The sequence below is a fragment of the Streptomyces sp. NPDC059649 genome, assembly GCF_042734445.1.
Lineage (GTDB): Bacteria > Actinomycetota > Actinomycetes > Streptomycetales > Streptomycetaceae > Streptomyces.
The window spans coordinates 373,767-398,734 of record NZ_JBHWDV010000002.1 but is presented as its reverse complement, the minus strand read 5'-3'; the positions used below and the strand labels follow the sequence as shown (position 1 = coordinate 398,734).

3 protein-coding genes are annotated in these 24,968 nt (G+C 71.7%); all 3 read right to left on the bottom strand.

Annotated elements, in window-relative coordinates; genetic code table 11:
* From ACFV1J_RS04560 to ACFV1J_RS04550, 3 genes are read right to left on the bottom strand one after another with little or no spacing between them, the layout of a single operon-like run.
* A complete protein-coding gene (locus tag ACFV1J_RS04560; RefSeq protein ID WP_385855735.1) occupies positions 1-879 on the bottom strand; it encodes a proline iminopeptidase-family hydrolase in 879 nt (292 codons plus the stop codon).
* Positions 872-17,062 carry an amino acid adenylation domain-containing protein gene (locus ACFV1J_RS04555; RefSeq protein ID WP_385855734.1) on the bottom strand — a complete coding sequence of 5,397 codons (16,191 nt, stop codon included), beginning with the start codon at positions 17,060-17,062 and terminating at the stop codon, positions 872-874. The genes ACFV1J_RS04560 and ACFV1J_RS04555 overlap by 8 nt, the downstream gene beginning before the upstream one ends.
* Positions 17,059-24,348: an amino acid adenylation domain-containing protein gene (locus ACFV1J_RS04550; protein WP_385855733.1), complete on the bottom strand. Its 7,290-nt coding sequence runs from the start codon at positions 24,346-24,348 to the stop codon at positions 17,059-17,061. Before ACFV1J_RS04550 ends, ACFV1J_RS04555 begins: the two co-directional genes overlap by 4 nt.
* Positions 24,349-24,968 lie beyond the last annotated feature (620 nt).

The window sequence follows — 24,968 nt, the reverse complement described above, 5'->3', positions numbered from 1 at the left end:
TCATTTATGACCTGCGTCGATGCGGGCCAGCAGCTCCTTGGCGAACAGCTCGGGGGCCTCCAGATGGGGCATGTGTGAGGCCCCCGCGATGACCGCGGTGTCCGCGCCCGGTATCGCCCGGGCGTACGCCTGGCCGGCCCGCGGCGGTACGAAGTCGTGCTCACCGCAGAGGATGAGGGTGTCGGCCGACAGGCCGCCCAGCCGGTCGGTGCAGGTGTACGACCGCAGGTTGCCGGTCACCTGGAACTCGGTCCGACCCCACATGGTGTCGCGTACCGCGGCGGCGGTGTCCATGGTGGCGTCCAGCAGGGTGTCCGGCCATTCGGTGCGGCACATGTGCCGCTCGGCGAAGACCATCGCGGCGTCGACGTACTCCGGTGTGTCGTACCGGCCCGTGCGCAGGGCGTCGGTGAGTCCCTGGGCGGTGTCCGGCGGCAGCCGGAACAGCAGCTGCCGCATGTCGTCCTCGTACTTGCGGACGCTGAGCACCGGGGAGACCAGCACCAGCCACTCGGGGCGGTGCGGGCCGCCGCGCAGGGCGTACTCCCCGGCGATCATCGTGCCGAAGGAGTGCCCGAGCAGATGGAACCGCGGCAGGCCCAACTCGGCCAGGAGGGCGGCCAGTTCGTCGACGAAGCGGTCCAGCCGCCACAGCGACGGGTCGGCCGGCCGCTCGGAGCGGCCGCAGCCCAGCTGGTCGTAGACGACCACGGGGTGGCCCGGCAGCAGGTCGGCCAGCGGGCGCAGATAGTCGTGCGGGGTGCCGGGGCCGCCGTGGACGGTCACGACCGGCGTGCCGGGTGCGTCGGGGTTGAGGATCTCGTAGCGGATCCGGCCGCCGGGGACGGCGCACAGGGCCCCGTTCGTCTGCTCACTCACCGTCTTCTCCCTGGGTCGTTGCGAGGTGGGCGCCGACCGTCGCGACGTGCGGCATCCCGTTCATGCTGAGGTGGTTCCCGGGCACCGGCACCTCGGTCCAGCCGCCGGCGGCCAGCCGTCGCCAGTGCCGGGCCTGGTCCGCGGGGAACTCCGGGATCTCCTCCTGGTGCGCGAAGTACACGAGGTCGCCGGCGTAGGGGCGCGGGACGTATCCGTGCATGGCGCGGCCGTGCCGCTGCCAGGTGCGCAGGTAGCGGGGCAGGAACTCGGCCGAGAGCATGTCCTCGAACTCGGTGCCGCGGGCCTTGTCGGCGAGGTAGGCGATCTTCTCGTCGAGGGTGGGCAGCGCTTCGAGCTCGGCCATCGGGAAGTCCAGCCGGGCCAGGCCGTAGCGGAACAGGTAGTCGAGGATGTCCTCGCCGGACATCTCGGCGGGCAGGTTGCCGTGCGCGGGACTGTCGATCAGCACCACCTCGGGGCGGTACCCGTCGCGCGCGTCGAGCAGCTGGGCCATTTCGTAGGCGACGATGCCGCCGAACGAGGAGCCGCCGAGCCGGAACGGGGCCGTGAGGCCGAATTCCGTGAGCTGCTCCAGATAGTGCGCGGCCATCTCCTCGATGGTGCCGAGCTCCGCGGTGCCGTCCAGCATGGGCGAGCGGAGCGCGTAGACCGGCTGGTCGTCGGGCAGGCAGCCGGCCAGCTCGCGGTAGAAGAACACATCGCCGCCGATCGGGTGGACCAGGACCAGGGGCGGCCGGGACTGCGGTTCGCCCTTCTTGACGACGACGACCGACGGCGCGGCCGCCGCGGGGGCGTACCGGTTCGCCAGGTGTGCGGCCAGGTGCTCCGCGACGGCCTGGGGGGTGTGCTGTTCGAGGGCCATGAACTCCAGGCGGACGCCGGTCCGTTGCCGGATGCGGGCGACGAGCTGCACGGCGGCCAGCGAGTCCCCGCCGCGGGCGAAGAAGTCGTCGTCGGGCCGGACGTCCCGGACGCCGAGGACGGCGCGCCAGGCTTCCGCGACGACGGTGCTCACCTCGTCCTCCGCGACCGCCGCGGCCGGTTCTTCGGCCGTCGGCCGCGCCTCGGCCGGGGTGGCCCTCGACGGGGTGACGGCCGCGGTGCCGGTGCGGTCGATCCAGTGCTCGTGCCGCTGGAAGGCGTAGCCGGGCAGCCGCACCCGGTCGCGGGCGGTCAGGCCGTGGAAGGCGGCCGCGTCGACGTCGACGCCGGCGGCCCAGGCCGTGCCCAGGGCCGTCAGCGCGGTGGCCGGTTCCTCGCCGGCCCGGGCGGCCCGCGGCATGGCCGGGACCACCAGGTGGTCGGTGCGCGCTTGGTGGCCGCGCGCCGACCGGGTGAGGATCCCGCCGGGGCCCATTTCCAGCAGGACGGCGCCCCGGGTGCGCGCGTCCCCGTACAGCGTGGTCAACCCGCGGTGGAACTCCACCGTGCCGCGCAGCTGCGCCGTCCAGTACTCGGGGCGGGTCACCTGGGCGGGGTCGGCCCAGTCACCGGTCAGGTTGGACACGAACGGGACGGTGGGCGCGCGGAGTTCGATGCGCGCCAGCACGGCGGCGAACTCGTCCAGTACGGGGTCGAGCAGCCGGGAGTGGAAGGCGTGCGAGACCGCGACCCGGCGCCCGGTGACCCCGTCGGCGGCCAGCTCGGCGGCCAGCGCCTCGATGCCCTCGGGCGGGCCGGAGACCACACAGCTCAGGGCGTCGTTGACCGTGGCGAGGTCGAGGCCGTGCCGGTGCGCCACGGGCCGGATCCGTTCGGCGGGCAGCGGCACCGCGAGCATCGCCCCGGCGCCGGTGCCGGCGAGCAACCGGCCGCGTTCCAGGATCAGGGTCAGCGCGTCCTCCAGCGAGAACACGCCGGCCAGGCAGGCCGCGACGTACTCGCCGAGGCTGTGCCCGATCATCGCGACCGGCCGGACGCCGAGTCCGGTGAACCAGCGCGCCAGCGCGTACTCGACGATGAACAGCGCGGGGTGGGTGTAGCGGGTGTCCCCCACGCGCGCGGTGCGGCCCAGCAGATCGGCCTCGTCGAAGCCTTCGGGCAGGAGCGGCCGGAGGATCTCCAGACAGCGGTCCACCTCGGCCCGGAAGGCCGGTTCGCTGTCGTGGAGCGCCCGTCCCATCTCCTGGTACTGGGCTCCCTGGCCGGGGAAGAGGAACACCGCCGGGCGTCCTTCCTGCCAGGTGATCGGCTCGCGCTCCTCGGTGGTGAGCTTGCCGGCCAGGTCGGCGCGGCTGTCGCCGACGACGACGCGGTGGTGCCGGAAGCGGTGCCGTGCGGTGTGCAGGGTGTACGCGAGCCGGTCGAGCGGGACGTCCGGGTGGGTGGTCAGATGGTCCGCGAGGTCCCGCGACCGCTGTGCCAGCGCCTCCGGTGAGTGCGCCGACAGCATCAGCAGCTGCTGCGGGCGGGCGGGCGTCCCGGTGGACGCCGCGGCGGCCGGTGCCTCTTCCAGGACGACATGGGCGTTGGTGCCGCCGATCCCGAAGGAGCTGACGCCGGCCCGCAGCACGGGGTGCTCGCTGGTCCACGGCGTACAGGCGGTGTTGACGTAGAAGGGTCCCTTCTCCAGCTCCAGGCGGGGGTTGGGGGTGGTGTGGTGCAGCGTCGGGACCAGGGTGCGGTGCTCCAGGCACAGCACGGCCTTGATCAGGCCGGCGATGCCGGACGCGACGTCGAGGTGGCCGATGTTGGTCTTCACCGAGCCCAGCGCGATCCGCCGCGCGGGCACGTCGGCCTCGGCGAACGCCTCGTGCAGGGCGGCGACCTCGATGGGGTCCCCGAGGGCGGTGCCGGTGCCGTGTGCCTCGATGTAGCTGATCGTCGCCGGGTCGATGCCGGCCTTCCGGTGGGCGGTGCGGATCACCGCGGCCTGCCGCTGCCGGCTGGGCGCGGTGTAACCGATCTTCTGCCGGCCGTCGTTGTTGAGGGCGGTGGCCTTGATGACGGCACGGATCGGGTCGTTGTCGGCCAGCGCCCGGTCGAGCCGCTTCAGGACGACGATGCCGACGCCCTGCCCCTCGACGGTGCCCTGGGCGGCCTCGTCGAAGGCACGGCAGGAGCCGTCGGGGGAGAACACCATGCCGTCCTGGTGGACGTAGCCCTCGGTGCCCAGCTTGCCGATCGAGACACCGCCGGCCATGGCGATGTCGCAGTCCCCGGCCAGGAGTGCGGTGCACGCCTGGTGCACGGCGACCAGGGAGGTCGAGCAGGCGGTCTGCACGGTCACCGCGGGCCCGGTCAGGTTGAGCTTGTAGGCGACCTTGGTGCACAGGAAGTTCGCCTGGTTGTTGATCATCGCCTGGTAGCGGGTGGCCAGATCGGCGCCCTCCAGGCCCGGCAGGACGTGGTCCGGGGCGTAGTCGTTCTGGCCCGCGCCCGCGTACAGCCCGATGTCGCCCTCGTAGGTGTACGGGTCGCAGTGTGCGTCCTCCAGGGCGTGCCAGGCGCACTCCAGGAACACCCGGTGCTGGGGGTCCATGGTCTCGGCCTCGCGGCGGGAGTAGCCGAAGAACTCCGCGTCGAAGGAGGCGATGTCCCGCAGTCGGCTCTGCGCCCGGACGTATCCGGGCCGGTCGAGCTCGGCCTCCGGGACGCCGGCGGCCAGCAGCTCTTCCCGGCTGTAGTGGACGACCGATTCATGACCGGCCGTCAGGTTGCGCCAGTACTCCTCCAGGGTGTCGGCGTCCGGGAACCGGCCGGCCATGCCGATGACGGCGATGTCCGTGCCGCCGGGCTCCGCGGTGTCGCGTGCGGCCGGTGCGCGGTCCGGCCGGGTCTCGCCGTCGCGCGGCCCGTCGAGGTGCGCGGCGAGCGAGGCGATGGTCGGGTACGCGAACAGGTCGGTGAGGCTCAGCGTCCGCCGAATGGTCTCCGGCAGCCGGGCGTGCAGCTTGGTGAGCCGGATGGAGTTGCCGCCGGCCTCGAAGAACCGCTCGTGGACGCCGATCTCCTCGACGCCGAGTACCTCGCACCAGAGCCGGGCGAGCAGCTGCTCGGTCTCCCCCGCCGGGGCCACCGGCCGGCCGGTGCTCCGGCGGGCGGGCCGCGGCAGCGCCTTGACGTCCAGCTTGCCGCTGAAGGACAGCGGCAGCGCGGTCAGGTGCACCAGCGCGGCGGGCCGCATGTGCTCCGGCAGCAGCCCGGCCAGGTGGGCCCGGAGCGCCGGCTCGTCGAGGGGGGCGTCCGCGACGTAGTAGCCGATCAGGCTCTGGGCGCCGGCCGAGGTGTCCGGGCCGCCGTCCAGCGTCCCGACGAGCGCCGCGGTCTGTCGCACTCCGGGGAAGGCGGCGAGCGCGCTCTCCACCTCTCCCAGCTCGATGCGGTGGCCGCGCAGTTTGACCTGGGTGTCGATGCGGCCGACGAATTCCAGCTCGCCGTCGTCCAGCCAGCGGGCCAGGTCGCCGGTGCGGTACAGCCGGCCGTGCAGCGGGCTTTCGACGAACCGCGCCGCGGTCAGTTCGGGGTCGTGGAAGTAGCCGCGGGCGAGCCCGTCGCCGCTCAGGTACAGCTCACCCGTCGCGCCCACCGGCAGCGGCCGCAGCCGGGCGTCCAGGACGTGGGCCCGCTCGTTCGGCAGGGCGCGGCCGATGGTCACCTCCGGGCGGGCATCGGCCGCGGCGAGGTACTCGCGGGAGGTGGACCAGATGGTGGTCTCGGTCGGGCCGTAGACGTTCACCACCCGGGGGCAGCGCGCCAACGCGGCGTGCAGCAGGTGCCGTTCGAGCTTCTCGCCGCCGACGAGCAGCCGGGTCCGGTCGAGACCGCGCAGCGCGTCCAGCTTCATCTCCAGCAGGCTGGGCGTCAGCTGCACGAAGTCGTACGCCGAGCAGTCCAGTTCCGTGAAGAGGTGGTCACCGACGGTCATGCTGCCGCCGTCGAGCAACGTCAGACCGTATTCGAGGCCGAAGATGTCGAAGACGTAGTTGGTCATGCTGAAGGTGTGCAGCGGGCCGGCGCCGGGGAAGTGCCGGTCCCGCAGGGCCGCCATCGTCGCGGTGTAGGCGCGGTGTTCGACCATCACGCCCTTGGGCTGCCCGGTGGTGCCGGAGGTGAAGAGCACATACGCCAGGGCGTGCGCGGCGACCGGGAGATCCAGGTTGCCGGCGCTTTCCGCGGCGCATTCGGCGAGGGTCCGCGGGTCGTCCAGGGCGAGCACGGTCAGCTGGGGCCAGCGCGCCCGGACCCGCTCCTGGTGCCGGGAGTGGGTGAGCAGCAGCCTGGCGCCGCAGCTCTCGACGATGCGGGTGGTGCGCTCGTCCGGGTAGCCGGGGTCCAGCGGTACGTAGGCGGCGCCCGCCTTGAGCGTCGCGAGCAGTCCGACGAGGGTGTCGGCGCCGCGGTCGAGGAGCAGCAGAACGGGCTCCTCCGGCGCGGTCGCCACGTGTCGGCGGGCCACCCGGGCCAGCCGGTTGGCGGCCGCGTTGAGCTCCGCGTAGCTGAGCGTGCGGCCGTCGTGGTGCACGGCCGGCGCGTCGGGCGTACGGGCGGCCTGGGCCTCGAAGGCGCGGTGGATGACGGGCTCGGCGGGTTCCGCGGTGCCGGTGTCGTTCCACTGCCGCTGGCGTTCCAGGTCGGCGTCGTCGGCCGGGGCGAGGTCCGCCGGGGAGCTGTCCGGGGCGTCCGCGAAGCGCCGCAGCACCGACTCGACGCCGGCCAGCAGCCGTTCGGCGGTTCCGGGTGCGAAGAGTTCACCGGCGTGGTCGAGGGTGAGCTGGACCTCGTCGTCCTGTTCGGTCACCGAGACGACCAGCGGGTAGTCGCGCTTCTGGTGCCGGGAGACGAACCGGGGGCGCAGCAGCCGCTCGTGCTCGGTGTCGGTGACCGCCGGGTAGTTCTCGTAGATGAAGAGGCTGTCGAAGAGCCGGCGGCCGCCCGACTGGAGGGCCGCGAGGTCCACGACGGGCCGCCGGCCGATCTCGTGGATGTCCTCCTGCAGCCGCTGGACCTCCTCGATCAGGCTGTCGGCGCCGGTGTCGTGGCGGGCGATCAGCGGCACGGTGGAGAGGTAGAGGCCGACCGAGGTGTCGATGCCCTCCACGGGGAGGTCCCGGCCGGCGAGGACGGTGCCGACGACGGTGGTGTCGCAGTGGCCGTAGACGCTCAGCACCTTGTGCCAGGCGTACTGCAGCACGGCGTTGGTGGTGACCCCGTGCTGCCGGGCCGCGGACCGCAGCGCCGTGAGGAGTTCCGGACGCAGCGGGAGGGTCCGCTGCTCCTGGCGGAGCAGGTGCTTGTACGTGCCGAGGTCGAGGTGGCGGGAGTCGCTGTTCAGCAGTCCGCCGAGGTCGCAGCCGTTCTCCACGCCGGCCACGTAGTGCCGCCAGAACGCCTGGTGGTCGTCGGCGTGCCGGTGCAGATGGCGCTGGATCTCGGCGTAGTTCTCCGTCGGGAGTACGGGCGGCTCACCGGCGCGCAGCGCGAGGTAGCAGGTGTGCAGCGCCTGCAGCAGCAGCGGGCTGCTCCAGCCGTCGAGGATGGCGTGGTGGGTGTTGAGGACACAGGTGAAGTGGTCGGCGGCCCGCTTGACGAGGTGGACCCGGAACAGTCCGCCGACACCCAGGTCGTAGGGGATGCCACGGTCGCGCGCCAGCAGTGCGGCGAAGGCCGCGTCGGGGTCCTCGTGGTCGTTGAGGTCGACGTACTGCCAGGTCAGCCGGGATTCCCGGTCGACGACCTGGACCATCTCGTGGCGCCAGTCGAAGCGCATCCGCAGCGCGCTGAACGCCTGCTGGGTCCGGGCCCAGGCCTCGCGGTACAGGGCGGGGTCGATCTCCGCCGCGTAGTCCCAGACCGCCTGTACGCGATAGGCGTCGTCGACCTCGCCCTGGGTGAGGGCGTGGTGGATGAAGCCCTGCTGGAGGCCGGTGGCGGGGAAGACGCCGTCGAGCTCGCCGTGCTCCTGCAGCCGGTCCAGGTGCTCCTGCGGCAGCAGTCCGTCGATGTCGCTGGGCGTCAGGTACGTGCGCGGGCTGCGCGCCGTCGCCTCGACCAGGTCGTCCAGCCGTCGGGCGAACGCCCCGGCCAGCCGCTCGGTGTCCTCCTGCGGCAGCCGGGAGTGGAGGGTGAACCGCAGCCGTCCGTCGCTGACCATGCCGACCGCACTGACCGTGTACGGCAGTTGGTTGTCCGGGTCCGACCAGTCACCGGCCGGTTCGCCGGTGGGCTCCCAGAGGCCGTCGCCGGCCGTGTCGAGCCGGCCGAGGTAGTTGAAGCAGGCCCGGGGCAGGGCCCGGTCGTAGCCGAGCAGCGGGCCGTAGCCGAGGCCCTTGCCGGGGACCGCCCGGAGGGTCTCCTTGACCGAGGTCAGGGCGGCGGCCGGTTCGTCGGACGCGGTCAGCCGCACCGGGTAGAGGGTGGTGAACCAGCCGAGGGTGCGGCTGATGTCCGTTGCCTCGTCCAGTTCCTCGCGGCCGTGTCCCTCGACCATCAGGTGGCTGACGGTCCGGCCGGTCAGGTCGGACAGTGCCTGGGCGAAGGCGGCGAGCAGGAACTCGTCCACGCGGGTGCGGTAGGTGCCTTGGCAGTCGTCGAGCAGCAGCGCGGTGCGCTCCTCGTCGAGGGTGAGCTCCGCTTCGGACGGGACGCCGGTGTCCTGCTGGAGGACGGGCGGTTCGCCGAGGTCGGCGAGTACTTCCTGCCAGTAGGTCCGCTCGTCGGCCTGCCTCTCGGCGTACGCGGTCACGGCCTCGGTCCACTGGCGGTAGCTGGTGCCCTTGGCGCCGAGTTCCCCGCCTTCGTACAGGGTGCGGAGGTCCTCGGCGAGGATCCGCCAGCTGACGGTGTCGACGAGCAGGTGGTGCAGGGCGAGGAAGACCCGGCTGCTGCCGTCGGCGTAGCCGTGCAGATAGCCGAAGGCGTACGCCGGTCCGGCCGTCAGGTCGAAGTCGGCCTGCCAGTCGGTCAGTGCGCGGTGCAGCGCCGCGTCGCGTTCCGGCGTGCCCTCGTCGCCCGGCAGGTCGCGCACGTCGAGCACGCGCAGGGCGGGGACCGGGGCGGTGGTGTCGTAGTGCTGCCGCGGTCCCTGGGTGCCGGCCGTGTCGTGGCGCAGCCGGAAGGCGTCGTGGTGGTCGACCAGTGCGCGCAGGCAGGCCTCCAGACGCGGGAGTTCCAGTTCCGGGGTGCGGATCAGGAAGGACTGGTTCCAGTGCGCCGGCCGGGCGAGGTCCTGGGCGAAGAACCACGACTGGACGGGCAGCAGCGGCACCTCGCCGTCGAGGGTGCCCTGCTCGGCCCGTACGGCCGGTCCGGCGGGTGCGCCGGCGGCGGCCACCACCCGGTCGTGGAACCGTTCCACGGTGCGGTGGGTGAACAGGTCGCGCACCTGGGCCTGGATGCCGAACTGCTTGCGCAGGCGGCTGACCAGCCGGATGGCGATGATGCTGTCCATGCCGAGCCGCATCAGGTCGTCGGTGATGCCGAGCCGCTCGGCGGGGATGCCCAGCACCTCGGCCCAGGCGTCCCGCAGTTCCCGTTCGCGGTCGGTGCGCGGCGGTACGTGGTCGGCTGCGGCCGCCGACCCGGGTGCGGGCAGCGCGCCGCGGTCCAGCTTGCCGTTGGGGCTCAGCGGCAGCTCGGACAGGTGCAGCAGTACGTCCGGGACCATGTACTCCGGCAGGCTCGCGGAGAGCTGTGCGCGCAGCTCGGCGGGGTCGAGGGCGGCCTCGGCGACGTAGTAGCCGACGAGGGTCTGGCGGGGGCGGCCGGCGCCGGTGTCGTCCTCCCTGACCAGGACGACGCTCTGCGAGATCCGCGGGTCCTGGGTGAGGACGCTCTCGATCTCGCCGAGTTCCACCCGGTAGCCGTTGAGCTTGACCTGGAAGTCGTTGCGGCCGATGAATTCCATGTGGCCGGCGCGGGACCAGCGGCCGAGGTCGCCGGTGCGGTAGAGCCGGCCCAGGGTGGGGTGTTCGACGTACCGCCGGTCGGTGAGTTCCGGGTCCCGCCAGTACCCGAGGGCGACGCCGGCGCCGCCGATGTAGATCTCGCCGATGACGCCGACCGGACAGTGTTCGCCCTGGTCGTTGAGGACGTACATCCGCTGGTTGGGCATGGCCACGCCGTAGGGGATGCTGCTCCAGGACGGGTCGACCTCGTCGATCTCGTACCAGATGGACCAGATGCTGCCCTCGGTCGCGCCGCCCAGACTCATCACGACCGCTTGGGGGGCCAGCGCGCGGATGCGGTCCGGCAGGCCGGTGGGGATCCAGTCACCGCTGAGCAGGAAGGCGCGCAGGGAGTCCAGCCGTCCGCCCTCGTCGACGAGGAGTCCGGCGAGCTGCGGCACGCTGTTCCACACCGAGACCCGGTGCCGGGCCACCAACTCGGCCCAGTGCGCGGGGTTCTTGGTCTCCTGCTGGGCGGGGAAGACGATCGTGCCGCCGGCGGCGAGGGTGCCGAACAGGTCCCAGACCGACAGGTCGAAGCTGAGCTCGGACAGCGCCAGCACCCGGTCCTCGGCGGTCAGGCCGAAGCGTTCGTTGACGGCCAGGAGGGTGTTGACGGCCCCGCGGTGGCTGATCGTCACGCCCTTGGGGCGGCCGGTGGATCCGGAGGTGAAGATGACATAGGCGACGTCGTCGGGGTGCACCTCCGGCAGGGTGGCCGCCGGGTCGGGGCCCTGGTCGAGCAGGTCCTCGATGACCAGCAGGCGGGCGTCCAGGGCAGATACGTCGGCCCGTTCGTACTGCGCGCGCGAGACCAGGAGCGTGTGGACCCCGGCCTGGTCGAGGATCTCCGTGACCCGGCCGGCCGGCCAGTCGACGTGCAGCGGCAGATAACCCAGGCCGGCCTTCATGACCGCGGCGGTGGCCAGCACCTGGCCGTAGCCCTTCTCCGCGAGCACGCCGACCAGCCGCTCCCCGGCGGCCCCGGTCAGCTCGCCGCGCAGCCGCAGGGCGAGGGTGCGGGTCTGTTCGGTCAGCTCGCCGTACGTGTGGGTGCGGCCGGTGCCGGCGTCGATGACGGCGGGCGCCTCCGGCCGGCCCTCGGTGCGGTACCGGTCCTCGTAGAGGCCGAACAGGGTGTGCTCGTCCGGTGCGGCGTCGGCGGAATTGGCGGCGGCGATCAGGGCCCGGTCGGCGTCCGGAAGATAGGCGTCGCGGGGCAGTCCGGCCGCCCAGTCGCCGTCCGCCAGACGCTCGATGAGCAGGCAGTAGAGGGCGTTGAGGTGGTCGATGGTGGCCTCGTCGAAGAGCTGCTCGACGTAGAGCCATTTGCTCATGAAGCCGCCCGCGACCTCGATGGCCTGGAGGTCGATCCACGCCTGGGAGGTCTGCGCGCTCCAGTGACGGTCCTCGATCAGCTCGCTGTCGTCCAGGTACGCCCCGCGTTCAAAATCGCGGGTCTCGTTGCCGACGACACCGGTGAAGACGATCGGGGAGACGGCCTTGGTGGTGTCCAGGCCGTGCAGCTTGCTCAGGTCGCGCTGGACCTCCACACCCGAGTACAGCGCATGGCTGATGTCCTCCCACAGCACGTCGTGGGTGCGCCGGGTCAGTTCCTCGATGTCGGCGCCCCGGTCCGCGTAGTGGAAGAGCACGGTGGAGGTGAAGTTGCCGAGCAGGGACTCGGTGCCGTCGAGGACGGGGTAGCGGTTGAACAGGGTGAGGGTGAGCGGGAATTCCGCGGCACCGGAGAAGTACGAGATCACGCTGCCGAAGAGGCTGAGCAGCGCGGAGGACGTGGACACCCCGTGCCGGCGCGCCTGCTCCTTGAACCGCTCCCACACCTCGGGCGCGACATGGCGGGTGTGCTCGCCGAAGCGCGGGTGCTCGACGGTGTCCGGCGACTGGGCGAACGGCAGGGTGCAGCGCAGCGGGAGGCCGGGCAGCTTGTCCTGCCAGTAGGCGCGGTCCGCCTCGTACCAGGCGGAGTTCTTCAGCAGGCCGGTGTAGTCCTGGTAGTCCTTGAAGCTCGCCCGGGGCAGCTCCGGACGCCGGTCGGTGCCGCGGTAGATGTCGTCGAGGCGGCGCAGCACCGCGAGCCTGCTCTGCACGTCGAGGATGATCAGGTCCCAGCTGATGTGCAGCACGCTGCGGTCGCGGAAGCGGCTGACCTCGAAGCTGAACAGCGGGAAACGCTCCGGGTCGTACAGCTGGTGGGAGAGCCGTTCGCGGACCTCGCTCAGCAGCGCCGGGTCGTAGTCGTGCGCGGTGAAGTCGTGGACCGGAACACGGAAGCGCGGGACGTCGGCGACGTCGAGGACGCGCTGCTGGAGCCGTTCGTAGCTGAAGACGGTGCGCAGCACATCGCATTCGGCGATGAGCCGGTTCACCGACTCCGCAAGCCGGTCGGTGTCCAGCTCGCGGTACAGGTGCTCGGTGTAGACGTGGTTGGCGACGTTGCCGATCTCGTAGTTGCCGAGCCGTCCGACGAGGTACGCCTTCTGGATCTCGGTCATGTCGAACCAGCCGGCCGGATCCGCGCCCACGCCCGGCGGCAGCGCGGTGAGGTCGGCCTCGCCGGTGACCTCGCGGAAGTCGCTGGGCGTGTAGCGCACCGCGGTCCGTGCCGTGCAGTGGCCGATGATCTCGACGAGGGCCGCCTCCAGGGAACGGGCCAGCGTCCGAGTGGCGTCGGCGTCCAGCCGGCTGTCGACGCGGAGGTGCAGCCGGCCCTCGGTGACGTACGCGAAGACCGAGACGAGGGCGCCGGAGGCGTTGTCCGCCGGTACGGTCTCGCCGGCGTCCTCCATCACCAGTCGCCAGTCGTCGTCCCCGGACCGCTCCCCGTCCAGCTGGCCGAGGTAGTTGAACCAGATGCGGGGCAGCGGCCGGTCCCGGTAGCCGACCAGCGGGCCGAAGCCCAGGCCCCGGTCGGGCACCGCGCGCAGGCTCTCCTTCACGGCGCACAGGCTCGCGCCGAGGTCGTCCGCCAGGGGCAGCCGGACCGGGTAGAGGGTGGTGAACCAGCCCATGGTGCCGCTGACGTCGAGCGCGGCGCCGAGGTCCTCGCGGCCGTGCCCTTCGAGCAGGACGTGGTGGGTGCGCCCGCCGTCGACGGTTTCGAGGGCCCGGCCTAGCGCGGTCAGCAGCAGGTCGTCGATGCGGGTGTGGTAGGCGTGGTGCGCCGCGCCCAGCAGGTCGCGGGTGTGCTGCTCGTCGAGGGTGAACTCCTCGGCGCGGGCGGGGCCGTCGGGCGCCCGGTCCGGTGCGTCCGGGCGGAAGTCGGCCAGCAACTCGTCCCAGTACGCCCGCTGTTCCGGCCGTGCTTCGGCGTACTCGGCCACCGCCCGGCTCCACTGGCGGAAGCTGGTGCCCTTGGCCCCGAGCTCGCGGCCGTCGTAGAGCGCGCGCAGGTCGTCGGCGAGGATCCGCCAGCTGACGGTGTCCGTGATCAGGTGGTGCAGGGCGAAGAACACCCGGCTGCTGCCGTCGGCGTAGCCGTGCAGATGGCCCAGGGCGCAGACCGGCCCGTGCGTCAGGTCGAAGCCGCGCTGCCAGTCGGTGAGGGTGCGGTGCAGCGCGGTGGTGAACTCGGGGCTGCCCTCGGCGCCGGGCAGGGTGCGGACGTCGAGCGCGTGGACGCCGGGGAAGGCGGCCGCCGGGTCGTAGTGCTGGACGGGGACCGGGCCGGCGGTGTCGCGGTAGCGCAGCCGGAAGGCGTCGTGCCGTTCGACGAGGGCGCGTAGCGCCGCGGTCAGCCGCTCGTGGTCCAGCGCGGGCGTACGGAGGAGGAAGGACTGGTTCCAGTGCCCGGGGCGGGCGAAGTCCTGCGCGAAGAACCACGACTGGATGGGCAGCGGCGCCAGCTCCCCGTCGAGGGTGCCCTGCTCGGTCCGGGTCTCGGTGTGCGGGCCTGCCGCGGCCTGCCGTTGCTGCGCCACGAAGTCCGCGAACGCCTCGACGGTGGGCAGCGAGAACAGGTCCCGGACGCCGATCGCGAGCCCGAGCCGCTGGCGCATCCGGCTGGCGAGCCGGATGGCGACGATGCTGTCCATGCCCAGCCGGGTCACGTCGTCGCGGATGCCCAGTTCGCCGTCGCCGAGGCCGAGGCACTCCGCCCACAGGGCGCACAGCTGCTCCTGGAGCTCGGTGGTGGGGGCGACGCGGTCGGGGGCGCCGGCGGCGGGGACCCCGGGGTCCGGGAGCGCCTTGCGGTCGAGCTTGCCGTTGACGGTGACCGGTACGGCGGTCAGGTGCACCAGCGCGCCGGGGACCATGTAGGACGGCAGGGTGGCGTATAGCGACCGGAGCAGCGCGGCCTCGTCGAGCGGCTGGTCGGCGAGGTAGTAGCCGACCAGCTGCTGGTGTTCGGGGCGCTGCGGATCGGGCCGGCGGACCAGGGCGATGCCCTGCCGGACGCCGGGGCAGCGGGCCAACGCGGCCTCGATCTCGCCGAGTTCGATGCGGTAGCCGCGGATCTTGACCTGGAAGTCGTTGCGGCCGAGGAATTCGACGGTGCCGTCGGGCAGCCGTCGAACGAGGTCGCCGGTGCGGTAGAGCCGGCCGGCGCCGAAGGGGTTGTCGACGAAGCGCTCGGCGGTCAGCTCCGGGCGGTTCAGATAGCCGCGGGCGAGGCCGGCGCCGCCGAGGTACAGCTCGCCGATCGCCTGCGCGGGCAGCGGTCTGCGGGCCGGGTTCAGCACGTACACCTGGGTGTTGTCGATGGGCGTGCCGATCGGCACGGTGTCGGCCACCGGGCCGGTGCAGGGGTGGTGGAGGACGTCGATGGACGCCTCGGTCGGGCCGTAGAGGTTGTGCAGGGCCGCGTCGGGCAGCAGCCGGTGGGCGGCGCGTACCTGCTCGGGCTTGAGCTCCTCGCCGCTGCAGAAGACGTAGCGCAGACTGGCGAGTCCGTCCGGGGCGGGTCCCGCGGAGGTCTCCAGGGCCTCCAGGAAGACGCCGAACATCGACGGCACGAAGTGCAGCACGCTGATCCGCTCGCGTGCGACGAGTGCCATCAGGGCGTACGGGTCCTTGTGGTCGCCGGGGTCGGCGAAGACCACGGCCGCGCCGAACCAGTTGGCCCACAGCAGTTCCCACACCGACACGTCGAAGACGTACGGCGTCTTCTGGAGCACCCGGTCGTCGGGGCCGAGCGGGAAGGCCCGGTTCATCCACCGGATGCGGTTGACCAGTCCGCCGTGCTCGCACAGCACGCCCTTGGGGCGGCCGGTGGTGCCGGAGGTGTAGATGACGTACGCGAGGTCCGCGCCGGTGAGCGGCAGTGCGAGGTCGTCGGCGGTCTGCCGCGCCAGTTGGTCCGCGGTGGCGGTTCCGTCGACGGATGTCACGGGTACCGGCAGCCCTGCCCCGCTGCACCGGGAGAGGTGCCGCTCGTCGGTGAGCAGCAGCGGGCTGCCGGTGTCGGAGAGCAGGAAGCGGAGCCGCTCGTCGGGTGCGTCGGGGTCGACGGGCACATAGGCGCAGCCGGCCTTCATGACGGCCAGGACCGAGATCAGCATGTGCTCGCTGCGGTCCAGGAGCAGACACACCAGGGTGCCGGGCGCGACCTGGTGCTCCGCGATGAGCCAGCGGGCCAGGCGGTTGGCCCGTTCGTTGAGCTCCCGGTAGCTCAGCCGCCGGTCGCGGTGGATGACGGCGGTGGCGTCGGGTGTGCGCCGCACCTGCCGCTCGAACATCTCGACCGCGGTGCGTACCGGCCCGTGGTCCCGCTCGGTGGCGTTCCACCGGTCGAGCTGCCGCAGCCCGTCGGGGCCCACCAGGTCCAGGCCGTCGGTCGGGGCGTCGGCCCCCGCTTCGGCGACCGACCGCAGCACCCGGAGGTAGGTGTCGAAGAGGCCCTCCACGTAGGCGCGTTCGTAGCGTGCCTCGGCGTAGGTGACGGTGAAGGTCACCCGGTCGCCGTCCTCCTTGGCGATGACCGAGATGCCGAACTTCTCCGCGAGGTCGCGGTAGGGCAGCACGCGGTGGCCGGGGGCGGCGCCGGACCGGGCGGGCCGGGTGAAGTTGTGCATCGTGAAGAGGACCTGCAGCGCGTCGGCCAGGTCGGCGGCGCCGCCCGGCAGCGCGTCGGTCAGCATGTTCAGGTTGAGCTGGTGGTGCTGGTTGAGCTCGATGACGTCGTCGTTGACGCGGCGGGCGTTGTCCAGGAAGCGGTCCTCGCCGCGGAACTCCGGGATCAGCGGCAGGGTGTTGATGAACGGGCCGATCGCCGACTGGAAGGCGGGCGGCCGGTTGGCGACCGTGATGCCGACGGCGAAGTCCCGCTGCCCGCCGGCGAAGCTGCCCAGTGTGTGGTACAGGCCGGTGAACAGCAGGGCGTACAGACTCAGCCGATGCGCTCCGGCGAGCTCCTTCAGGGCCCGGCAGGTCTCGGGCGGCAGCTCGTGGACGAGGGTCTCGGCCCGGTTGTCGGCGCCGCGGGCGGGGCGCCGCTTGAGGCGCAGCTTCTCGGCGGCGGCCAGCCGGCCGGCGAGCCGTTCGCGCAGTGCGGTGTAGGCGGGCCGGGCGAGCTCGATCTGCTGCTGGGCCGCGAGGTCGAAGTAGTTCGGCTCGCAGGTAGCGGCGAATGCGCCGTCCTCCGCCTCGTGCAGCGCGGCGAGCCGGTCGGCGAGCAGCTCCATCGAGTAGGCGTCGGACAGCATGTGATGGTGCGTCAGTCCGACGACGACGGCCGGGCGGTCGGTGAGTTCGATGACCTCGGGCCGGATCAGCCGTCCGTCGGCCAGCGGTAAGGCGGTACGGGCCCGCTCCTCACGCAGCGCGTCCAACTCCCCGGCGGCGAGCCGGGTCCGGGCGATCTCGTAGGAGTCCGCCGGCAGCAGCTCGTACGAGAGGTCCTCGTGGACCCGCATCCGCAGCACCGGCTCCGTGGCGAGCAGCGCCCGCACCGCGCGTTCGGCCGCGTCCGCGTCGATGTCGGTGAGCTCGACGAACAGCGGGATGGTGTAGGTGTACCCGAGCTCGTCGATGCGGCTCTGCAGGTACATGCCCTTCTGGATGGAGTGCAGCGACCTGTCGTGGGCGTCCTCCGGCAGCCTGAAGTGCGTGGCCCGCCGGGCCTGTTCCTCGGAGTCGATGCCGTTCAGCGCGAGCAGGGGCAGCAGCCGCGGCTTGCTCTCCTTGACCCGGTCCTTGAGCTCCTGCGGGAAGCCGGTGTCCTGCGGGAAGGAGAAGCCGAGCCGGTCCTCGCCCTTGTTCCAGACGAGAACGCGAGCGGCCCGGAGGTCGTTCAGCAGTTCCAGCTCGGGGTTCACAGCTCTCCTTCTTCGCGGTCGGCGACCACCTCGGCGGCGCCGACGTGCTCAGCAAGCTTGATGATCGTGTCGTTCTGGTAGAGGTCCCGGAGTTTCAGCTCGATCCCCAGGTCCCGCTGGAGCAGGCGCACCAGCTTCATGGCGGCGAGCGAGTTGCCCCCGACCGAGAAGAAGCTGTCGTTGGCGCTGAGGGCGGCGGCGGGGCGGCCGAGGATCTCCGCCCAGACCGCGGCCAGGGCGCGTTCCCGGTCGGTCGACGGCTCGACGTGGACGCCGGTGAACTCGACGGGCGGGAGCCGGTCGGCGGCCAGCTTTCCGTTGGCGCTGAGCGGCAGTGCGTCCAGTACGGCGTAGCCGCTGGGCAGCATGTAGTCCGGGAGGGCCCGGGCGAGTTCCTCGGTGACCGCCGCGGTCAGCGTCAGCGGCTCGGCGGGGCTGTCCGGCGCGGTGAGCGCCGCCTCGTCGACCGCGCCCACCGCCATGGTGTAGACGCCGCCGTCGGTGATCCGCAGGCCCAGTGGGCAGGTTCCCAGCCCGTCGGCCCGCAGCCGTTCGCTCAGCCGCTGGAAGAGGAACCCGGCCGACAGATCGGTGGCCAGGTCACCGTCGGTCGGGCCGCTCTCCAGGGTGAGCAGGCAGCGGGCGCGGCGCAGGATGGCGTAGACGTCGCTGACCCGGTCGAAGACGGGCAGGAGGTCCGGGTCGTAGCGACGCTCGCCGCCGGCCTCGGCGTATCCGGTGCCGTCCATCTGCCGTACGAAGCAGGAGAGTGGGAGCGGCACGGGCCGGAAGCCGCCGCCGGACCCGTTGCCGTTGTCCCCGTCGCTGCCGTTGTCCCCGTCGCTGCCGGTGCCGTCGCCGCTCAGGACGATGCGGCAGAGCAGGCTGTGCTCGTCGTCCAGCCGGCGCTCCTCCGGCACCACCCGGTACGGGATGCCGCGCGCGTCCAGGGCCTCGGTGAGCAGGGCGAGCATATGCCCGGCCTCCAGCCGCGCCAGCCGGCCCGACCGGTCGCCGTACAGCGGGGTGATGGCCGGCCGGTGGAGGACCAGCTGGAGCTCGTCCGTCCCTTCCCCGGGCCGGCCCTTCAGGTCGTCGAGGCGGTGGGCGCACAGCTCGCCGGTCAGGGGGTGGTGGTAGAGGTGCTCGCCCTCCCCCGCCCACTGCACGAAGGTGCGCACCGCGTAGCTGCTGCCCGCGGACGGGTAGCGGTACTTCGGCAGCGCCCGGTCCGGCAGCTCGACCGCGGTCAGCACGCTCAGCAGCTGCGCCCAGTCGCCCGGGCCGAGCCGGACCGGGTCGCGCGTCGGGCGGGCCGTGGCGGACGCCAGGACCTCGGCGTAACGCTTCTGCGGCAGTGCCGGGTCGACCGCCGCATCGAGGAAGTGCCGGTAGCTCTTCGCCCGGACGTACGCCGCCGGGTCGGGCCGGCCGGCCGCGGGGACCCGGGGCTCGGCGGTCGCCAGCACGCCGGGCGCACCCAGCAGGAACGCCTCCTTGTCCAGGTCCGGGTCGCCGTCCCCGGTCAGCGGCCGGTGGTCGCCGGCCGGGACGAGGTAGCCGACCAGCCGGTCGTGCTCCTCGCCGGGCTGGATGCGGGCGACCGCCCGGTCGACGCCCGGCAGCCGGGTCATCTTGGCGGCGATCTCCTCCAGCTCCACGCGGTAGCCGTTGAGCTTGACCTGGAAGTCGTTGCGGCCGATGAACTCGATGTGGCCGGCGTCCGACCAGCGGCCGAGGTCGCCGGTCCGGTAGAGGCGGCCCAGCCGGGGGTGCTCGACATAGCGCTCGGCGGTCCGCTCCTCGTCGCGCCAGTAGCCCAGCGCCACGCCCGCACCACCGATGTGGATCTCGCCGATCACCCCGACCGGGCAGTGCTCGCCCTCGGCGTCCAGCACGTACATCCGCTGGTTCGGCATGGCCACGCCGTACGGAATGCTGCTCCAGCCGGGATCGACCTGTCCGATCTCGTACCAGATCGACCAGATGCTGCCCTCGGTCGCGCCGCCGAGGCTCATCACCACCGCGTCCGGCACCACGGCCCGGATCCGGTCCGGCAGACCGGTGGGGATCCAGTCGCCGCTGAGCAGGAAGGCCCGCAGGGAGTCGAGGCGTCCGCCCTGGTCGACGAGGAGTCCGGCGAGCTGCGGCACGCTGTTCCAGACCGAGATCCCGTGCCGCTCGACGAGTTCGACCCAGTGCGCCGGGTTCTTGGTCTCGGCCTGCGCCGGGAAGACGACGGTCCCGCCGGCGGCCAGGGTGCCGAACAGGTCCCACACCGACAGGTCGAAGCTGAGCTCCGACAGGGCCAGCACCCGGTCCGACGCCGAGACGCCGAACCGCTCGTTCACCGCGAGCAGGGTGTTGACGGCGCCGCGGTGGCTGATCGTCACGCCCTTGGGGCGTCCGGTCGACCCCGAGGTGAAGATCACGTACGCCACGTCGTCCGCGGCCACCGCGGGCAGCACCGGCTCGGCGACCGGCTCCCGCTCCAGCAGGTCTTCGATCACCAGCAGACGGCACACCGGTTCCAGGGCGCGCACGTCCGCGCGCTCCCACTGCCCGCGCGAGACCAGCAGCGTCCGGGTACCGGCCGATTCGAGGACCTCGCCGATCCGGGCGCCGGGCCACTCCACGTTCATCGGTACGTACGCCGAGCCCGCCTTCATCACCGCGAGCGTGGTGACGACCTGGAGGTAGCCCTTCTCGGCGAGGACGCCGAGAGTGTCGGGCCGGCCGGGCAGTGCGCCGGCGAGCCGGACGGAGTCGTCGTGCAGTTGGTCGTAGGTGTACGTCCGTCCGGTGGCCGCGTCGACGACGGCCGTGCTCTGTCGGCACCCGGGCTCGTCCAGCCGGCTTTCGTAGAGGCTGAACAGGGTGTGCTCGCTGGTCGGTTGGTCGGCGGCGTTGGCCGCTTCGATCAGCGCCAGGTCCTCGGCCGGCACCGGCAGCGACGGGAAGCGGCCGGTCTCCCAGTCCAGTGCGGCGAGTTGTTCGATGAGCCGGCAGTAGCCGTCGTGCATGGCGTCGATGACCGCGGGGTCGAAGAGCTGCTCGACGTAGTCCCACTCGGCGACGAAGCCCTCGTCGGTCTCGTACGCCTTGTTGTCGAGCCACACCTGCGGGGTCTGCGAGATCGCATGGTCGATGCCCAAGTAGCCGTCGTCCAGGGGCAGTTCGAACATGCTGGCATTGCCCTTGGCGCCCAGGGTGCTGGTCAGCACGACCGGCGCGACGATCTTGCTGACGGGTATGGAGTGGCGGGTCTTCAGCAGCCGCTGGAAGTCGACGCCGTCGAAGAGGTTGTGGTCGACGTCCTGGAGCAGTTCGCCGTGGGTCCGGCGGAGCTTCTCGGCGATGCCCAGCTCGCGGTCGATCCGGTAGTCGAAGAGTTCGAGGACGGTGAAGTCGCCGATGACGCCGTTGATGTCGGGGTGCAGCGGCAGCCGGTTGAAGAGCGTGAGGTTCATGCACAGCCGGTCCTGGCCGCTCCACTGCCCGAGGACCCGGCTGAAGAGCTCCACGACGAGGGCGGTCGGGCTGATGCCGTGGCGGACGCACTTGGCCGACAGCGCGTCCCACACCTCGGCGGGGATCACCTTGCTCTTCCGCCGGAAAACGGGGCTGCCGATGTCCGAGGGGCGGGCCCGCAGCGGCAACCGGAGGTCGAGGTGGTAGTCGTCCGCCTTGGCCTCCCAGTACTCCTGGGCCGCGCGCATCAGCGGACTGTCGCGGACCCGCTCGTACTGCAGCACATAGTCCCGGTAGCTGATGCCGAGGTCCGGCAGACAGCGCCGCGGGTCGGCGTAGAGCTGGGCCCACTCGTCGAAGAGGATGTCGAAGCTGCCCATGTCGATGATGAGCGCGTCGAAGCTGATGTGCAGGCGGTAGATGCCGTCGAGGCGGCTGAGGACGACGTCGAAGAGGGGGTACTCCTCGGGGTCGTAGAGCTTGTGCGAGTAGGTGCCGCGCAGCCGCTCCAGAGCGTCCTGGTCCGGCAGTTCGTGGTAGGCGATCCGGTAGCGGGGGACCTCGTCCTCGGCGAGGAAACGCTGCTGTCCGTCGGTGATGACCGTGCGCAGGGCGTGGTGGCGCCGGATGAGGCGGTTGTACGCCTCCTCCAGCCGCGCGTGGTCGACGTGCCGGTACCGGAACTCGCTGTAGACGTGCGTCGAGACGCTGCTCAGCTCGAAGCTGTTGAACCGGCCGAGGTAGTAGGTCTGCTGGACGTTGGTGAGCGGGAACGGCTCGTGGAGCTCCGCGGTGTCGGTGCCGTCGAGCACGAAGTCGCGGTAGGCGAAGTCGCCGAGGCTGCCGGCGACCAGCGGCGCCAGGCTGCGGATCGTCTTCTCGCGGAACAGGTCCCGGATGCGGATGTCACAGCCCAGCACGCTGTTGATCTTGTTGACGAGCTTGATGCCGAGGATGCTGTTGCCGCCGAAACCGAAGAAGTCGTCGGTGACCCCGACGGCCCGGCCGCCCTTGGCCGTGACGCCGAGGACCTCGTCCCAGATCTCGCACAGCCGGGTCTCCAGTTCACCGGACGGTGCCAGGTAGCCGCCGGTGAGGAACGCGGACGGGTCCGGCAGACGGCTGCGGTCGATCTTGCCGTTGACGTTCAGCGGCATGCTCTCCAGGTGGATGAGCACGGCCGGCACCATGTAGTCGGGAACGCGGTCCGCCAGGTGCTGCTGGAGCTCCTCCTGCGCCACCGGTTCGGCGGCGACGTAGTGGCCGACCAGGAAGCGCGCCTCGTCGCCCTGGGCCCCGGCCGGTTCGTGGACGGTGACCAGGCTCTGCTCGACGGCGGGGTGGGCCTGGAGCGCGCTCTCGATCTCACCGAGTTCGATCCGGTGGCCGCGCAGCTTGATCTGGAAGTCGTTGCGGCCGAGGAACTGGAGGTCGCCGCCCGGCAGCGCGCGGACCAGGTCGCCGGTGCGGTAGATGCGCTCCTCGGGTACGGACGGGCCGTCGCCGGCCGTCGCCGGCGGCGGGGTGAGGAACCGGCTCGCGGTCAGCTCCGGCGCGCCCAGATAGCCGCGCGCCAGCCCGCTGCCGCCGATGTACAACTCACCGGCCACGCCCGGCGGGAGCGGCTGCAGTTCCTCGTCGAGGACGTAGACGCGGGTGTTGGCGACCGGCCGGCCGATCAGCGGCTCGGGGGCGTCCGGCGTCAGCAGGTGGCGGGTGGACCAGACGGTGGTCTCGGTGGGTCCGTAGACGTTCCAGCAGACGTCGACCGAGGCCGCCAGCACGGCGGCGAGCTGCGGCGACAGCGCCTCGCCGCCGCACAGCGCACGTACGGGCAGCCGCTTGCCGTCGAGGCTCTGGGTGATCAGGTGCCACAGCGACGGGGTCGCCTGGACGATCGCCACGCCCTGTTCGATCAGGCCGATCAGCTTGCCGACGTCGAGCAGGTCGGCGCGGCCGGCCAGGACCACCGTGCCGCCGTGCAGCAGCGGCATGAAGAGCTCCAGGGTGGAGATGTCGAAGGCGATGGTGGTCACCGCCAGCATCCGCTCCCCCGGCCGGAAGTCGAGGCACCGGCCGATGTCCTCCGCGATGTTCAGATAGCTCTTGTGCTCGACGGCGACGCCCTTGGGCCGGCCGGTCGTACCCGAGGTGTAGATGACATAGGCGAGGTCGTCGGCGGAGACCGGGGTGTCGAGGTCCTCGTCCGAGAGGGACGGGTCCGGGCCCGCCGCCCATACGGCGAGGAGGTCATCGGCGTCCATGGCGACCACGGAGGCGCCCGCACTGCTCCCCGCCAGCCGGTCGGCATGCGCCCGGTCGCTCACGACCAGCGCGGGCGAGCTGTCGGCCAGGATGCCGGCGGTCCGCCGCAGCGGGGAATTCAGGTCCAACGGCACATACGCACAGCCCAGTTTCAGCGCCGCGACGGCCGCGATGAGCAGGTTCTCGGTGCGGTCCAGATACAACGCGATCAGATCGCCGGGCGCGACCCGGTACCGGGCGTGCAGCAGCCGGGCGAACCGGTTGGCCGCCGCGTTGAACTCCCGGTAGCTGAGGGTGGTCTCGCCGCAGATGACCGCGGCCACGTCCGGATGGAGGGCGGCCTGCTCCTCGATCAGCCGGTGGAGGGGCCGGTCGTCGCGGTAGGGGGCGTCGGTGCGCACCCGCTCCTCGTCGAGCCGCGCACGCAGTCCCGCCGGCAGGGCCAGCAACGCGCCGAAGGGGACGGCCCCTTCGGCGAACCGGTCCACCACGTCGAAGAACCCGTCCAGGTGCTCCGGCAGCACCGCGAGGAACGGCAGCCCGGCCGGAGCCACGATCTCCAGCACCCCGCCGTCGTGATCGGCCCGCAGGCTCAGCAGCGCGGGAGGACGCTCACCGTCCTCGTCGCCCGCTCCCGAAACGTCCCAGCACACCTCGACCCGCGGATCCCAGCTGTCACCGAATACCGCGTCGAAATCGTAGAAGGGATTGGCGCAGACGGCCGGACGGGCCACGGAGATACGTTCATCGAGAGCGTCGGCCCGCAGCGCACGCGCCACCTCCAGATAGCTGCGTATGCGCCCCTGCGGAGTGCGCAGCTCATATCCGTAGAGCCCGGCCCTACGGGAATTCAGCAGCGTCTGCAGAGCGAGGGCGAGCCATTCGAGACGGGTCGCGTCGAGGGCCGCGCGATGCCGCTCCGGAATCTCGTACCGAAGGGTCGTCAGGGGTGGGTGACCTTCGCCCGTTTCGGCGCCCAGGAGCTCCGCGAGGTCACAGCGGTCCGGATGCCGTTCCGCCGCCCGCGCCGCGGCGGCGAGTTCCTCCGCCGCGGCTGCCATCTCCAGGTAAGCGGCCAGGTCATGGGGGCGTTCCTCGCCCCGCGGAACGAACTCCAGCCGCTCCGCGCCTTCCCGGGAGAGGTGGATCAGCGCGTCGACACAGACGTCCAGCAGCGCGCCGCGCAGGGCACTGACCGAGGGGGCGCCGCGCACGGCGGCACTCCGCACCAACGCCTCCTGCCCCGGAGTCCGCAGATAGCAGTCGACGGCCGGCGCCTTGTGCAAGGCATGAATTTCCGGCGCCAGAAGCGGCGCCTCGACTCCCCGCAATGCGCCGGAGAGACCCACCACACAGTCGATCCGCCGACCGGCCAGACCGTCTTCGTCAACGACCATCGCATTGTGCGTGAAGTGCTTGCGCCACTCGTCCGACCCGACCGGATCGCCCGCCAGGAGATAGACGAAGTGCCCGGCATCCACCAGGTACTCGGCGATATCCGGCCCGAGCGCACCTAACTCCGACCCGACCAGCACATGGAGAATCTTCATTTGCGGATATCCCCCGCTCCCATGACAAATGCAGCGCACAGGAAGGGTCCGCGAAGGGCCCCCCGTACACTTCTATCCGTATCGAGAAAGGAAACGTAAAAACGCAGAACAGTTACCGGCTCAATCGACCCAGATGAGCTCGCGCATGGCGTTCAGCACCACACGGAGCGGTCGACTCGACCTTCATCCCACCCGCTTCAAAGGCGCCAAGGCAGGTCCTCCCCCGCTTTCATGTCCGCATTTAGGCAATCACCAGGCGCTACGCGGTGTCAAGCGCTGCCTAAAGGTCAAAGAAAGGCTCTTCCTCGATATAAGGAGTTTTTAGAGGGAGCAATAGGGAGGCTTATCACCGGGCCACGGGCGCCCCGGCCCGGCGACGGCCCGGACACCGCCCCCGGGAGCCCCGAACTCCCGCCCGGCACACGGCTGACGTGCACCTTCCTCGTACACCCAGGCCGGCCCCGCGCCCAGCAGGCCGGCGTCACTTGGGTGCCGGGAGGGGCGGTACGAGGGGGACGCCTGGCGAGATGAGGGGGACGCCTGGGATGCACGGAAGCTCCGCCACCCCCTCCCTCCCCTTTCCCCGTTCGGCCCCACTGACCGAGATCCGACGCCCGGCA